This is a genomic window from Streptomyces sp. NPDC111656 (genome assembly GCF_055656965.1).
The window spans coordinates 116,779-130,647 of sequence record NZ_JBVKCA010000007.1; the positions used below are offsets into that span (position 1 = coordinate 116,779).

At 71.0% G+C, this 13,869-nt stretch carries 11 protein-coding genes; 4 read left to right on the forward strand and 7 right to left on the reverse strand.

What is annotated here, in order from left to right; genetic code table 11:
- Positions 1 to 12: 12 nt before the first annotated feature.
- The 3 genes from ACZ7M3_RS22105 to ACZ7M3_RS22115 are packed head-to-tail and all read right to left on the reverse strand — an operon-like array spanning position 13 to position 3,142.
- Complete coding sequence (locus tag ACZ7M3_RS22105) at positions 13 to 843, reverse strand: sugar phosphate isomerase/epimerase family protein (RefSeq protein WP_472065371.1); 831 nt, start codon at positions 841 to 843, stop codon at positions 13 to 15.
- The gene (locus ACZ7M3_RS22110) at positions 840 to 1,994 is read right to left on the reverse strand and encodes a dihydrodipicolinate synthase family protein (RefSeq protein ID WP_472065373.1); all 1,155 of its coding nucleotides are present in this window, start codon (positions 1,992 to 1,994) and stop codon (positions 840 to 842) included. The genes ACZ7M3_RS22105 and ACZ7M3_RS22110 overlap by 4 nt, the downstream gene beginning before the upstream one ends.
- Entirely contained in the window at positions 1,991 to 3,142 is a 1,152-nt protein-coding gene (locus ACZ7M3_RS22115) for a Gfo/Idh/MocA family protein (protein WP_472065374.1), read from the reverse strand. Before ACZ7M3_RS22115 ends, ACZ7M3_RS22110 begins: the two co-directional genes overlap by 4 nt.
- 313 nt (positions 3,143 to 3,455) lie before the next feature.
- Here ACZ7M3_RS22115 and ACZ7M3_RS22120 point away from each other — a divergent pair, with 313 nt between their 5' ends.
- A complete protein-coding gene (locus tag ACZ7M3_RS22120; RefSeq protein WP_099922543.1) occupies positions 3,456 to 4,505 on the forward strand; it encodes a LacI family DNA-binding transcriptional regulator in 1,050 nt (349 codons plus the stop codon).
- 390 nt (positions 4,506 to 4,895) lie between these two features.
- Here the strand turns inward: ACZ7M3_RS22120 and ACZ7M3_RS22125 are convergent, their stop codons facing one another.
- Positions 4,896 to 6,323 carry an alkaline phosphatase family protein gene (locus ACZ7M3_RS22125; RefSeq protein ID WP_472065376.1) on the reverse strand — a complete coding sequence of 476 codons (1,428 nt, stop codon included), beginning with the start codon at positions 6,321 to 6,323 and terminating at the stop codon, positions 4,896 to 4,898.
- 350 nt (positions 6,324 to 6,673) lie between these two features.
- On the opposite strand from ACZ7M3_RS22125, the gene ACZ7M3_RS22130 reads away from it, so the two are divergent.
- Complete coding sequence (locus ACZ7M3_RS22130; RefSeq protein WP_355308869.1) at positions 6,674 to 7,606, forward strand: bifunctional helix-turn-helix transcriptional regulator/GNAT family N-acetyltransferase; 933 nt, start codon at positions 6,674 to 6,676, stop codon at positions 7,604 to 7,606.
- A gap of 22 nt (positions 7,607 to 7,628) precedes the next feature.
- Here ACZ7M3_RS22130 and ACZ7M3_RS22135 read toward each other — a convergent pair whose 3' ends face one another.
- Both ACZ7M3_RS22135 and ACZ7M3_RS22140 read right to left on the reverse strand, forming a co-directional pair.
- Positions 7,629 to 9,812 (reverse strand): caspase, EACC1-associated type, encoded by a 2,184-nt coding sequence (locus tag ACZ7M3_RS22135; RefSeq protein WP_472065378.1) that lies wholly within the window; start codon positions 9,810 to 9,812, stop codon positions 7,629 to 7,631.
- A 31-nt stretch (positions 9,813 to 9,843) separates the two neighbouring features.
- Complete coding sequence (locus ACZ7M3_RS22140; RefSeq protein WP_472065380.1) at positions 9,844 to 10,236, reverse strand: effector-associated constant component EACC1; 393 nt, start codon at positions 10,234 to 10,236, stop codon at positions 9,844 to 9,846.
- A gap of 162 nt (positions 10,237 to 10,398) precedes the next feature.
- On the opposite strand from ACZ7M3_RS22140, the gene ACZ7M3_RS22145 reads away from it, so the two are divergent.
- Both ACZ7M3_RS22145 and hemC read left to right on the forward strand, forming a co-directional pair.
- Positions 10,399 to 11,199, forward strand: coding sequence for a sugar phosphate isomerase/epimerase family protein (locus ACZ7M3_RS22145; protein WP_472065382.1), 801 nt, complete (start codon positions 10,399 to 10,401; stop codon positions 11,197 to 11,199).
- An 83-nt stretch (positions 11,200 to 11,282) separates the two neighbouring features.
- Positions 11,283 to 12,218: a hydroxymethylbilane synthase gene (hemC, locus tag ACZ7M3_RS22150; RefSeq protein ID WP_095854531.1), complete on the forward strand. Its 936-nt coding sequence runs from the start codon at positions 11,283 to 11,285 to the stop codon at positions 12,216 to 12,218.
- A 14-nt stretch (positions 12,219 to 12,232) separates the two neighbouring features.
- On the opposite strand, the gene aroA is transcribed toward hemC, so the two are convergent.
- A complete protein-coding gene (gene aroA / locus ACZ7M3_RS22155) occupies positions 12,233 to 13,474 on the reverse strand; it encodes a 3-phosphoshikimate 1-carboxyvinyltransferase (RefSeq protein ID WP_472065384.1) in 1,242 nt (413 codons plus the stop codon).
- Between the last annotated feature and the right edge of the window lie 395 nt (positions 13,475 to 13,869).

The window sequence follows — 13,869 nt, forward strand, 5'->3', positions numbered from 1 at the left end:
ACCACCGACGGGCTACCCCGCGTGCTCCACGAATCGCGCCGCCGTCTCCGCCAGCACCTCGTGCCCGTCTCGCGCCCACAGCTCGTCGTTGAACAGTTCGACCTCGATGGGACCGGAGTAGCCCGCCGCCTCGACGTACGAGCGCCACTCCCGCATGTCGATCGAGCCGTCGCCGATCTGGCCGCGGCCGTTGAGGACGCCCTCGGGCAGCGGGGTGGTCCAGTCGGCGAGTTGGAAGGTGTGGATGCGGCCCGCCGCGCCCGCGCGGGCGATCTGGGCGGGGGCGGTGTCGTCCCACCAGATGTGGTACGTGTCGACGGTGACGCCCACCTGGTCCGCGGGGAAGCGTTCCGCGAGGTCCAGGGCCTGGGCGAGGGTGGAGACGACGCAGCGGTCGGCGGCGTACATGGGGTGGAGGGGCTCGATGGCCAGGCGTACGCCCCGCTCGGCGGCGTAGGGGCCCAGCTCCCCCAGCGCGTCGGCGATCCGCTCCCGGGCGCCGTGCAGGTCCTTCGAACCGGCGGGCAGCCCCCCGGAGACCAGGACCAGGGTGTCGGTGCCGAGGGTCGCGGCCTCGTCGACGGCCGCACGGTTGTCGTTCAGGGCGCGGGCCCGCTCCTGCGGGTCGATCGCCGTGAAGAAGCCGCCACGGCAGAGCGTGGTGACGGCCAGACCGGCGTCGCGGACGAGTTTGGCGGTGGCGTCGAGGCCGTACGACTGGACGGGTTCACGCCAGAGTCCGACGCCTGGGATCCCCAGCTCGAGGCAGGACTCGACCAGTTCGGGCATCGCCAGCTGCTTGACCGTCATCTGGTTGATGGAGAAGCGGGCGAGACTGCTCATGAGGTCACTCCGTACAGGGCCAGCAGGGTCTTCATCCGGGTCTCGGCGAGCTCCGGGTTCGGGAACAGGCCCAGGGTGTCCGCCAGCTCGTACGCCCGCGCGAAGTGCGGCAGCGAGCGGGCCGACTGCAGCCCGCCGACCATGGTGAAGTGTTCCTGGTGCCCGGCCAGCCACGCCAGCAGGACCACGCCCGTCTTGTAGAACCGGGTCGGGGGCTGGAAGAGGTGGCGGGAGAGTTCGACAGTGGGGTCGAGGAGTTCGCGAAAGCCCTTCACGTCGCCCGTGTCGAGCACCCGCACCGCCTGCGCCGCGAGCGGACCCAGCGGATCGAAGATGCCGAGCAGGGCGTGGCTGAAGCCCTGCTCGTCGCCCGCGATCAGTTCGGGGTAGTTGAAGTCGTCACCCGTGTAGCAGCGGACGCCCTGCGGCAGGCGGCGGCGCAGGTCGACCTCGCGCCGGGCGTCGAGGAGGGAGACCTTGATGCCGTCGACCTTGTCCGGGTGGGCGGCGATGACCTCCAGGAACACGTCCGTGGCCGCGTCCAGGTCGCCCGATCCCCAGTAGCCCTCCAGGGCGGGGTCGAACATGGGGCCGAGCCAGTGCAGGATCACGGGCTCGGCCGCCTGGCGGAGCAGATGCCCGTAGACCTCCAGGTAGTCCTCGGGCCCCTTCGCGGTCGCCGCCAGCGCCCGGGAGGCCATGAGGATGGCCTGCGCCCCCGACTCCTCGACGAGGGCGAGCTGCTCCTCGTACGCCGTCCGCACCTCTTCCAGGGATGCCGGACCGGTGAGCTGATCGGTGCCGACACCGCACGCGATACGGCCCCCGACCGCCTTCGCCTCCGCCGCCGACCGGCGGACGAGTTCGGCCGCGCCCGCCCAGTCCAGGCCCATCCCGCGCTGCGCGGTGTCCATCGCCTCGGCGACGCCGAGCCCGTGGGACCACAGGTGGCGGCGGAAGGCGAGGGTGGCGTCCCAGTCGACGGCGGCGGGCGAGTCGGGCGAGACGTCCGCGAACGGGTCGGCGACGACATGCGCGGCCGAGAAGACCGTACGGGAGGTGAAGGGCGCGCCGGTGGTGAGGGCGAGCGGGACGGCACGCGGCTCATAGGCCCTCAACGCGCCGTTCGTGTCAGGCAGTCGAAGGGTCACAGCGAGATCTCCGGTACGTCGAGCCGACGGCCCTCGGCCGAGGACCTCAGCCCCAGTTCGGCGAGCTGGACGCCGCGGGCGCCGGCGAGGAGGTCCCAGTGGTAGGGGGCGTCGGCGTACACATGCCGCAGGAACAGCTCCCACTGCGCCTTGAAGCCGTTGTCGAACTCGGCGTTGTCGGGGATCTCCTGCCACTGGTCGCGGAAGGAGTAGGTGGCCGGGATGTCGGGGTTCCAGACCGGCTTGGGGGTCGCCGAGCGGTGCTGGACGCGGCAGTTGCGCAGCCCGGCGACGGCCGACCCCTCCGTCCCGTCGACCTGGAACTCGACCAGCTCGTCACGGTTGACGCGCACCGCCCAGGAGGAGTTGATCTGGGCGATGGAGCCGCCCTCCAGCTCGAAGACGCCGTACGCGGCGTCGTCGGCCGTGGCGTCGTACGGCTTGTCCTGCTCGTCCCAGCGCTGCGGGATGTGGGTGGCGGTGAGCGCCTGGACGGAGGTGACCCGGCCGAACAGCTCGTGGAGCACGTACTCCCAGTGCGGGAACATGTCGACGACGATGCCGCCGCCGTCCTCCGCGCGATAGTTCCAGGAGGGCCGCTGGGCGCTCTGCCAGTCGCCCTCGAAGACCCAGTACCCGAACTCCCCGCGGATGGACAGGATCCGCCCGAAGAAGCCCCCGTCGATGAGCCGCTTGAGTTTCAGCAGCCCCGGGAGGAAGAGCTTGTCCTGCACGACCCCGTGCTTGATGCCCTTCTCGGGGGCGAGGCGGGCCAGCTCCAGGGCGCCGTCGAGGCCGGTGGCGGTGGGCTTCTCGGTGTAGATGTGCTTGCCCGCCGCGATGGCCTTCTTGATGGCCTCCTCCCGGGCGGAGGTCACCTGGGCGTCGAAGTAGATCTCCACGGTCGGGTCGGCGAGGACCTCGTCCACGTCCGTCGACCAGTGCTCCAGGCCGTGCTGCTCGGCGAGCGCCTTCAGCGCGTGCTCGCGGCGGCCGAGGAGGACCGGCTCGGGCCACAGCACCGTGCCGTCGCCGAGGTCGAGGCCGCCCTGGTCGCGCAGGGCGAGAATCGAGCGGACGAGGTGCTGGCGGTAGCCCATGCGCCCCGTCACGCCGTTCATGGCGATTCGCACCGTCTTGCGTGTCACGTGATTCCCTTCCAACGCGGGTTCCGCGCCGCGTACGCCCCACTGGTGAACGTGACAGCAAGCGCTTTCTACACAAGAAGAAGTTAGCCTCTGTCGAGCCGATTGGACAAGACCATACGGACGACGAGATGTTCGACCGTCCGGACGGCTGGACGTAGGGGGCGTGGCACGGTCGGATGGAGCACTACGAGCAATACGCGCAATACGAGCACGACAGGTACGACGAGCACGACGGGTACGGCAGGCCAAAGAGCACAGCGAGCACGAGAAGCACGATGAGGTGCTACGAGATGCGTGACCGGAGGACGACGAGATGACCGTGACCCTGGCGGACGTGGCGGCGCGTGCGCAGGTCTCGCCCGCGACCGTGTCCCGGGTGCTGAACGGGAACTATCCCGTCGCGGCGTCCACGCGCGAGCGGGTGCTGCGCGCGGTGGACGACCTGGACTACGTACTGAACGGGCCCGCGAGTTCGCTGGCCGCCGCCACCTCCGACCTGGTCGGCATCCTGGTGAACGACATCGCCGACCCCTTCTTCGGAATCATGGCGGCCGCGATCCAGTCGGAGATCGGCGGGCCCGGTGGACGTGCGGGCGGCGAACGGCTCGGGGTCGTGTGCAACACCGGCGGCTCCCCGGAGCGTGAGCTGACCTACCTCACGCTCCTTCAGCGCCAGCGCGCCGCCGCGGTCGTCCTGACGGGTGGTGCCGTCGAGGACGCGCCGCACGCGGCGGCGGTCGCGGCGAAGCTGCGCAAGCTCGGGGACGCGGGGACCCAGGTGGTCCTGTGCGGACGGCCGCCCGCGCCCGACGCCCCCGAGGCGATCGCGCTCACCTTCGACAACCGGGGCGGCGGACAGCAGCTCACCGAGCATCTGATCGGACTCGGCCACCGCAGGCTCGGCTACATCGCGGGCCCGGAGGAGCGGACGACGACCCGGCACCGCCTCGAGGGGCACCGTGCCGCGCTCGCCGCGCACGACATCGAGGACGATCCGCGCCGCACGGTGCACGGACGCTACGACCGTCGCGCCGGCTACGAGGCGACCCTCGAACTCCTGCGCCGTGACCCGTCGTTGACGGCTGTCGTGGCCGCCAACGACACCGTCGCACTCGGCGCGTGTGCCGCGCTGCGGGAGGCGGGCCTGCGTATCCCCGACGACGTGTCCGTCGTCGGCTTCGACGACCTTCCCTTCAGTATCGATGCCGTCCCCGCGCTCACGACGGTGCGGTTGCCGCTCTCGGAGGCGGGGGCTCGGGCCGGGCGTATCGCGATGGGGCGCGAGGAGCCGCCGCCGGGTGGGATCGCGACGGTGCGGGGGGAGTTGATGGTGCGGGGGTCCACGGGGGTGCCGCGGGTCTGAACGTGGGGTTCTCGCCCCCGCCGCCCCTACCCTCCCTCAAGCTCTCGACTTCGCTCGAGCAGGGGGGACCCCCATCATCCCTACCTGGGGGCTCCGCCCCCAGACCCCCGGGTGGGTTGTGTCGGCTGCAGGCCGGTGGGGGCTGGTCGCGCAGTTCCCCGCGCCCCTGGGGGGTGGGGGCGGGGCTGCGCCCCTGCCCCCACCCCCACCCCCAGGCCAGGCCCACTCACCCGCAGCCGGGGGCGCGCGGGAGGGGGCGTGGCGGTGCGTCGCAAGCGCGTCGCTTACGTTCGGATCGAGCAGCGGGTCGCTTGCCCGGTCCACGTCTGATCCGGCGGCGACGGGCTCGACGTACCGGCACGGCCCCGACCCACCCACCGGGGCCCGCGATCACACGTGCGGGCGGTGCCCCTTCTCCTGACGGGGGAACGACTGGTCGGCACCGGGAAGCGTCGGCTTCGGAAGGGTCGCGACCTCCTCCTTCGCCTTCTCCAGCTGCTCCGCCGTGTCGTCCGGCAGCCGCGGCGGACGCGGACGCCCGTGCGAGAAGCGGAACGCCGACGTGAAGTCACCGAACGTCGACCGCCGCCAGTCACTGACGTTGGGCTCCTCGACCCCCGTGAAGCGCTCGAGGAACTGCAGCGCCGAGGTGTGATCGAAGGCTTCCGAGGCCACCCAACCCCCCACCGTCCAGGGCGAGACGATGATCGCGGGGACTCGGAAGCCGCCTCCGATGGGCAGTCCCTGGACGAACTCGTCCGGCGTACCCGCCGGAGGCGTCGGCGGCGGTACGTGGTCGAACAGGCCGTCGTTCTCGTCGTAGTTCAGGATGAACGCGGTCTTCCGCCACACCTTCGGGTTGGAGGCGATCGCCTCGATCTTCGACGCGACGAAATCGGCTCCCGCGGCGGGCAGGTAGTCCGGGTGCTCGGACTGGAAGCTCGTCGGCATGATCCAGGAGACGGCGGGCAGGCGGTCGTTGCGCGCGTCGTCCTCGAACGTGCCCTCCGGCTGCGGGCGTACCCCACGCTCGTACAGGTCGGACCCCGGCGCCGCCGCGCGGAAGCTCGCGAACTGCTCCAGCATGTTGCAGCCGTAGTCGTCGTCCTGCTGGTACACCTTCCAGCTGACCCCGGCCGCCTGCAGCCGCTCCGCGTACGTCGTCCACCGGTACGGCGTCGGGGCCTTGTTCACGAGGACCGGGCCGCCCCGTGTGCCGCCGGGGTCGATCGTGCCGGTCATCCAGTACAGCCGGTTGGGCCAGGTCGGCCCGAACACCGAGCAGAAGTAGTGGTCGCAGATCGTGAAGGTCTCCGCCAGCGCGAACTGGAACGGGATGTCCTCGCGGGTGTAGTAGCCCATCACGTACGGCCCGTTGATCCCGTCCGCCTTGCGGTGCGCCGGCAGCCAGCGGTCCATCTTCCCGCCGTTCCACGCGTCGTGCTGCACCGCCCACGCGTGACTCGTGGAGGGGATCGCCTGGGCGCTGGACGTGTGGGTGTCGAGGTGGAAGGGGAGCAGATACCCCTTCGGGTTCACGGCGTCGGGCTGGTAGAACACCGACCGTCCGGTGTCGAGCTTCAGCGCGTGCGGGTCGGCGAAGCCGCGGACGCCGGACAGGGTGCCGAAGTAGTGGTCGAAGGACCGGTTCTCCTGCATCAGCATGACGACGTGCTCGATGTCGCGGAGCGAGCCGTGCTTCGGCGGCCCGGCCGCGACGGCCTTCTGGACGCTCGGCGGGAGGAGGGAGAGTGCCGCGGCGCCACCCAGCGCGCCCGCGGCCGAACCCAGGAGTCTACGACGTGTCAACTCGGCCATTTTTGCCCCTTCTTGAGACTTCGTCAGCTCTCCGGAGTCGAACGACGGCCCGCACGGGGGCGGGCCCGCCGCTTCACTCTCCTAGGGGCGACCGAGGGTTGGCAGAGGCGTGCGATGAACTCGTGGCCAACGTGCGGAAAGGGGTTGGCCAAGTCATGACCGGGGTTGCCGGGGAGTTACCCGACCGTTGCCCGCGCTTGGCCGAAGCCGTAGGCTCGACACATACCTCTGACTGAGTCAACTATCAGGTCCGAGCAACCACTATCAGGTCCGAGCAGCCAAGGCCGCTGAGCCGGACCCGAACAGGCAGACCCGAACAGCCGGCGCCGACCATCCGGGGTTGAGTGATCATGACCGTCCAGGACATCCGCTCCTTCAACCGCTTCTACACGAACGTCATCGGGGCCCTCGACTACGGCCGCCACCTCTACGCCCCCTACACCCTCACCGAGTCCCGTGTGCTGTACGAGCTCGCCCACTCCCCCCGCACCGACGCCGCCGACCTCCGCGGCGAACTGTCCCTGGACGCCGGTTACCTGAGCCGCATCCTGAACAAGTTCGAGCAGGACGGCCTGATCGAGCGGACGCCCTCGGCGCGGGACCCGCGGCGGCGCCGCATCACGCTCACGGCACAGGGCCGGGAGACGGCGGCCCTGCTGGACGAGCGCTCACGGGAATCGGTGGGGGCGCTGCTGGCGACCGTGCCGGCCGACGACCGCCCCCGGCTCGCCGAGGCGATGCTGACCGTGCGCACGCTGCTCTCCTCCGGGCGCCCACCCCGCCGCGAGGACGTCGTCCTGCGCGACCCCGGGCCCGGCGACCTCGGCTGGATCGTGCAGCGCAACGCCGCGCTGTACGCCGCCGAGTACGGCTGGAACGCCGACTACGAGGGCCTGGTCGCCCGGATCGTGGCGGACTTCGCCGAGGACCACGATCCGCACCTGGAGCGGGTGTGGATCGCCGAACTGGACGGCCGGCCGGTGGGCTGCGTGATGTGCGTCCGCGACGACGCGCCCGGGACCGCCCGCCTGCGCCTCCTCCTCGTCGAGCCCGACGCGCGCGGGCTGCGCATCGGCGACCGGCTGGTCGAGGCCGTCGTCGACTTCGCGCGGGACGGTGGCTACCGGGACCTGGTCCTGTGGACCAACGACGTGCTCTCCGCCGCCCGCCGCATCTACCAGCGCCACGGTTTCGTCCTCGTCGCCGAGAAACCGCACCGCTCGTTCGGAGCGGACCTGCTGGGCCAGGACTGGCGGTTGGAGCTGCACGGCGCTCAGGAGTGACCGGTCACGCAGGAGTGACCGGTCACGCTTGCACCGCCTTCCAGGCGCCGCCGCTGAGCCGGTAGACGGTCACCGTCTGGGACACGGCGTCGCCGTTGGCGTCGAATCCGACCTTTCCCATCACCCCGTCGAAGTCGACGTTCTGGACCGCCGCCCGCAGGCTCTCGCGTTTCGCCGAGGGCACGGTGTCGGAGGGGTCGACATGAAGGGATTTGAAGGCCTGGATCAGAGCCGAGGTCGCGTCGTAGGCGTATCCGCCGTACGAACTGTACGAAGAGTTGTAGCCCGCCGCCTTGTAGTCCTTGATGAAGGTCTCGGCCGAGGGGAGCGAGCCGGGAACGGCGCCGCCCATGGTGCAGTTGTCTCCGTCGGCGCCGTCGCCGGCCACGGTCGCGTAGGTGTCCGAGCAGATGCCGTCCCCTCCCGCGAGCAGGACGCCGGGACTCGCGGCGTGGAGCTGCTTGCTCAGCGGACCCGCTGCGTCGTACTCGCCTCCGTAGTACACGACGTCCGCGCCCGCGTTCACGGCCTGTGAGACCTGCGTCGAGAAGTCGCGCCGGCCGGCGTCCACGTGGCTCTCCCCCACGATGGTTCCGCCCTCCTCGCCGAACGCCTTTTTGAACGACTGGGCCAGTGAGGCGCCATAGGTCTGCTTGTCGTCGATGACGAAGGCCTTGCGGCGCTTGGACTTCACGTACAGGTACCGGGCGGCGGCGGGCGCCTGCGCCGTGTCATTGGCCACCGTACGGAAGTAGGTGTTGTACGGCCTGGCGAACGTGCCCTGCTGCCAGCCGTCCCCCAAGGTCAGTGCCGGAGCGGTGTTCGACGGCGAGATCTGGGTCAGGTGGGCGTCGTAGAAAACCTTCTGCATGACTTGGGCCACGGCGCTATTCAGGGGTCCCACCACTCCCACGACACTACGGTCGGCGACGAGCTCGGTGGCGTTCCGATGTCCCGAGGCGAGGTCGCCCTTGTCGTCCAGAGCCCTGATCTTGAAAGTGACGCCGGGGACGGCGTTGTCGGCGTTGGCCTTCTTGACCGCCAGATCGGCCGAGTCCCTGATGCCCCGGCCAAGACCGACGAGGTCACCACTCAGGGGAGCGCTCACACCGATCGTGACCGTCAGGTTGCCCTTGCCCTTGGCCTTCGCGTCGGCGTCGGATCCGTCTCCGCCGATGAGGTTCAACGCCACCGGGAGTGAGCCCAGTGCCGCGACCACCAGGGCGGATGCCATGACGACGGTCCACCGGCGCCGACGGCCCGGTAACCGAACCCGCGTCCCCCGGGCCGACGGGTCCTCGTCCGACGACTTCTCGTCCGGCGGCTCCTCGTCCGGCGGCTCCTCGACCGACGGCTTCCCAACCGACGGCTCCTCGGCCGAAGGCGAATCGACAGGCGGGGGATCGACCGACGCTTCCTCGGCCGCCGACGTCACCGCATCCTCCGGCCCCGGCCCCGGCACGGGCGGCCGATGGCGGTTGCGGGCGACGGCGATCGCCCCCGCCGTGTTGCCGTTGCGCTGCTGCGGTGTCGGGCGCCCCTTCGCGACGAGGGCGTCGTACAGATGGCGGTACAGCGTCGTCATGGTCAGCAGCGGCGGCGCTTGCGGAACCCCCTTTTCGAGGGCGCCGATCAGCTCGCCGGTGAACGCCGTGTACGTCTCCCCCGGCGGTGCGAGCGCCGTCCGGGTCTCCGAGGTCGCGGTCAGCACGAACGTGCCGCCGATGTCCGACAGCCCGCCGAGTCCCGTGGCCGACATCGCGCCGTGCAGGGCGAGGCCGCTCCAGCAGCAGTCGAGGATCACGACCTTGCGGCGGGCCCGGACCTGGGGGCCCAGGAGCAGCTCACGGATGTCCTGGTAGCGCAGGGCGGTGTAGAGGCGGCGTGGGTCGGTGCGGGGCAGCGCGAGATACAGCTCGTTCGACAGGTCGTGCACGAAGCCGTGCCCCGCGTAGTAGACGAGCAGGGTGTCCTCGGCCTCGTCGGCCAGGCGACCGGCCTCGCCGAGCGCCTGGTCCCGGTCGGGTTCCGCGAGCACGGACAGGTGACCGGCGTCCAGGCCCCACACGCTCGGGTCACGCAACAGTTCGGCGAGCCGGTCGAGGTTGCGCGCGACCGCGGGCAGCGGTTCGAGATCCGGGTCGGTGAAGGAGTGGGCACCGATCAGCAGGGCCCGACTGCGGGCCGGATTCGAGAGTTCGGTCATGTCTCAGTCGTGATCCCGGTCGTGGTTTCGGTCATGTCCGGGGTCGGTCGAGCAGGCCGGGGTCCGGTACGTCGTCACCGGCCCCGGAGTCCGGCCCGGACAGCTGTCGCACCAACCGCTCGATGTGCCGCGGGTCGGCTCCGCTCACGATCACGGTGACACCGCGGTGCTCCACCCGTACCTCGGGCCCGTTCCCACGCGACTGACGCCAGTTGGCGACGGCGAGGAGCAGTCCGCCGAGGCCCACGGCGTTGCTGAGCACCACGTTGATCAGTTCCAGGCCGTCGCCCATCGTGCCCGGTCGTTCCTGACGGTCCCGCAGGGAAAGGCTCGCCCCCGCCGTGTCCGGATCCCGCATCAGCCAGCGCTGCAATGCGCGAAGCTGTCTTCCGTCGTCTTCGAGCACTTCGATATCAAGTCGCATGCTGCCCCCGTACGCCAGCGATTTCGGCATCTTAGCGACACAAAGGGCACGTCGTAGTGTTTGTGGAGAAGGACCTCCCGAACCACCCACCAGCGATTTTCCTTTCGACTCTCCTTTTGACCGACAACGGCCGACATAGGTACGCGAGTAGGGTCCATGCACATGAAGCTGGCCTTCTCCACGCTCGGCGTACCCGGGCTCCCCATCCCCGACGTCGTACGACTCGCCGCCGCGCACGGCTACCACGGGGTGGAGCTGCGCGCGCATCCCGAGGAGCCGGTGCACCCCGGGATCGGGGCGGCCGAGCGGGCCGAGGTGGTCGCCGCGTTCAAGGCGGGCGGCATCGAGATCCTGGGCGTCGCGGGCTACGCACGGGTGGCGGCGCCGGGCGACGACGACACCGTCGTCGCCGAGATCAAGGAGCTCCTCGACCTCGCCCACGACCTCGGCGCCCCGTTCGTACGCGTCTTCCCCGGCGCGAGTTCCGAGCAGAGCGTCGAGGAGGCGGACGCGACAGCGGCCCGGCGGCTCGGCACGGCCGCGGAGTACGCCGCCGACCTGGGCGTACGGATCCTGCTGGAGACCCATGACTCGCACCGCACCGGCGCGGACGCGATCAGGATCCTGGGCCTGGTCGGCCACCACCACGTGGGCTCGCTGTGGGACGTCATGCACACCTGGCTCGGCGGCGAGGAGCCGGCCCAGACCTACGCGGCCCTGTGCACCTACCTCGGCTACCTCCAGGTCAAGGACATCGCCTCCGCCGAGGACACCACCCCGCTCCCCCTCGGCGCGGGCGTCCTGCCGCTCGCCGACTGCGTGGAACTCCTCTCCCGGGAGGGCTGGGACGGCTGGCTGTGCTGGGAGTACGAGAAGCGGTGGTACGAGGAGGCCGCGCCGCTGCCTGAGCTGCTGGGACCGGGGCGGGAGCACCTCGGGCGCCTGCTGAACGACTCCGCCTAGGACCGGTTCCGGCGACACGCGCACCCGCCCGGACGGGCGTCCCACGGCTCTCCGCCGCTTGCCGACGGGCTATCGTGGAGCGCATGTCGGCACCGGAACTGATCCGTATCGTCTCCCGCGACTCGCCCATGGCCCTGGCCCAAGTGGAGCGCGTCCGTGCCGAGTTGGGCGCGCTCCATCCGCACATCCGTACCGAGGTCGTGCCCGTGAAGACGACCGGTGACAAGTGGATGGGCGACCTGGCCAAGGTCGAGGGGAAGGGCGCGTTCACCAAGGAGGTCGACGCGGCACTGCTGGCCGGTGAGGCCGATCTCGCGGTGCACTGCGTGAAGGACATCCCCGCGGACCGTCCCCTCCCGGCGGGGACGATGTTCGCCGCGTTCCTGGCGCGGGACGACATCCGGGACGCTCTCGTGCACCCGGACGGGCTCACGCTGGACGAGCTGCCGCAGGGGACGCGGATCGGCACCTCGTCCGTGCGGCGGGGCGCTCAGCTGGCCGCCTCGCACCCGCACGTGGAGTGCGTGCCGTTCCGGGGGAACGCCAACCGGCGGCTGGAGAAGCTGGCGGCGGGTGAGGCGGACGCGCTGCTGCTGGCGGTGTCGGGGCTGGAGCGGATCGGCCGGGCGGACGTGATCACGGAGATCCTGTCGCCCGAGACGATGATGCCGCCGATCGGGGCGGGCATCCTGGCCCTCCAGTGCCGTGAGGGCGACACCGACGTGATCGAGACGATCAGCGACCTCGGCGACCCGAACACGCACCGCGAGGCCACGGCGGAGCGGATGTTCCTGCACGTCCTCCAGGGCCACTGCAACTCCCCGATCGCCGGTTTCGCGAAGGCCCACCGCAGTGGCGAACTGTCCCTGCGCGCCTGCGTGTTCACCCCGGACGGCAAGACCGTACTGAACGCCCACGAGTGGGCGGGCCGTCTCGACGCCGCGACGCTCGGCACGTCGGTCGCCGTCGCCCTGCTGCGCCAGGGCGCCCGCGAACTGATCGACGGCATCCCCCACTGATCACCCCCCGCTGATCACCTCAGCGACCCGGCCCAGGCGGCGAAGGTCTCGTGGAAGGCGGGGAACGTCTTCCGTACGCAGCCGGGGTCGTCGAACGAGACGCCGCCCGGCGCGCGGAGTCCGGTCACCGCGAAGGACATGACGATGCGGTGATCACCGTACGTCTTGATGTCCGCGCCCGGCACGAGCTGCGTACCGGGGTGGACCTCGATCCAGTCGGCCCCGGTCTCCACCCGTACGCCCAGCCGCCGGAGGTTCTCCGCACAGGCGTCCAGACGGTCGCACTCCTTCACGCGTGTGTTGGCGACGTCCTCGATGCGGACCGGGCCCGAGGCGAAGGGCGCGATCGCGGCCAGCGTCGGCATGGTGTCGGAGATGTCCCGCATATTGACCGTGAGGCCGCGCAGTTCGCCGGTGCCCGCGACCGTCGTCCCGCCGGAGCCGACCGCCACCCGCGCCCCCATCCGCCGCAGTACGTCGACGAAGCCCAGGTCGCCCTGGAGCGCGCCGGTACCGAGGCCGGGGACCGTCACCTCGCGGCCGGTCAGGGCGGCCGCGGCGAAGAAGTAGCTCGCGGTGGAGGCGTCGGGCTCGATGGCGTACGTGCCGGCGCGGTAGCCGCCGGGCGAGACCACGAACACCCCGCCCTCCCGGCGCACGGACGCGCCGAACGTCCGCATCATCGCGAGCGTGATCTCGACGTACGGCGCCGAGACCAGGTCCGTGACGGTGATGCGCAGGCCCTTGCGGGTCAGCGGGCCGAGCAGCAGGAGGGCGGTCAGGTACTGGGAGGACTGGCCCGCGTCGAGCGTCACGTCACCGCCCTCCACACCGGCCGCCGCGATCCGCAGCGGATGGTGGCCCTCCGCCTCGTCGTGCCGCAGGTCGACGCCGAGGTCGCGCAGGGCGCGGGTGAGCGGGAGCAGCGGGCGGCGGCGCATCTGCGGGGAGGCGTCGAAGCGGTAGGTGCCGTGTCCGGCGGCGGCGAGGGTCGGCAGGAAGCGGGCGGTGGTCGCGCCGTCGCGGCAGTACACGTCGGCGTCGGTGGCCGCCGGGCCCTGGGGGCGGCCGTCGATCTGCCAGGCGTGCGGGGTGCGGCCGACGCGGTAGCCGAGCCGGGTCAGGCCCTCCGCGAAACCTTCCGTGTCGTCCGACCGGAGCGGCCGTACGAGGGTCGTGACCCCGTCGGCCGCCGCCGCGAGGAAGAGCGCACGCGCGGTGATGGACTTGGAACCGGGGATGTCGACGACGGCCATGTCCTCATGCTGGCTCCCCGACCCGCTCCGGCGCGGGAACGTCCGCCAAATGGACCTGTCCGTGCGAGCCCGGTGTCGAACCGTCCCACCCATTCGCACCACCGGCACCAATTCCCCGAACCGGCGGAAACCGGGGAACCCCGACCCGCACCGGTTCGTCCAATCCGCATACTGCCGGATGAGTCTCCGCAGAGCGGTGTCGGCCTCGCTGCTGGCTGCGAACGCTGACCACCCTCTCCGCCGCCTGCGGCCGGCAGCACGCCGTCACCGGCGCGCCCCCCTCCAACTGCGCCGGTGACGGCCCCTCACCGGGATACTGTGCACACCCTTGACTGGAAGAAACTTCCCGGATATTCGTGGCCCCTCGGAAGTTTCCTTCACGAGGGAGGAGCGCA

Bases quoted from the DNA above. Each gene is read 5' to 3' on its own strand.
- ACZ7M3_RS22105 (WP_472065371.1), bottom strand. From the start codon at position 843: ATGAGCAGTCTCGCCCGCTTCTCCATCAACCAGATGACGGTCAAGCAG.
- ACZ7M3_RS22120 (WP_099922543.1), top strand. From the start codon at position 3,456: ATGACCGTGACCCTGGCGGACGTGGCGGCGCGTGCGCAGGTCTCGCCC.
- ACZ7M3_RS22125 (WP_472065376.1), bottom strand. From the start codon at position 6,323: ATGGCCGAGTTGACACGTCGTAGACTCCTGGGTTCGGCCGCGGGCGCG.
- ACZ7M3_RS22130 (WP_355308869.1), top strand. From the start codon at position 6,674: ATGACCGTCCAGGACATCCGCTCCTTCAACCGCTTCTACACGAACGTC.
- ACZ7M3_RS22135 (WP_472065378.1), bottom strand. From the start codon at position 9,812: ATGACCGAACTCTCGAATCCGGCCCGCAGTCGGGCCCTGCTGATCGGT.
- ACZ7M3_RS22140 (WP_472065380.1), bottom strand. From the start codon at position 10,236: ATGCGACTTGATATCGAAGTGCTCGAAGACGACGGAAGACAGCTTCGC.
- ACZ7M3_RS22145 (WP_472065382.1), top strand. From the start codon at position 10,399: ATGAAGCTGGCCTTCTCCACGCTCGGCGTACCCGGGCTCCCCATCCCC.
- hemC (WP_095854531.1), top strand. From the start codon at position 11,283: ATGTCGGCACCGGAACTGATCCGTATCGTCTCCCGCGACTCGCCCATG.
- aroA (WP_472065384.1), bottom strand. From the start codon at position 13,474: ATGGCCGTCGTCGACATCCCCGGTTCCAAGTCCATCACCGCGCGTGCG.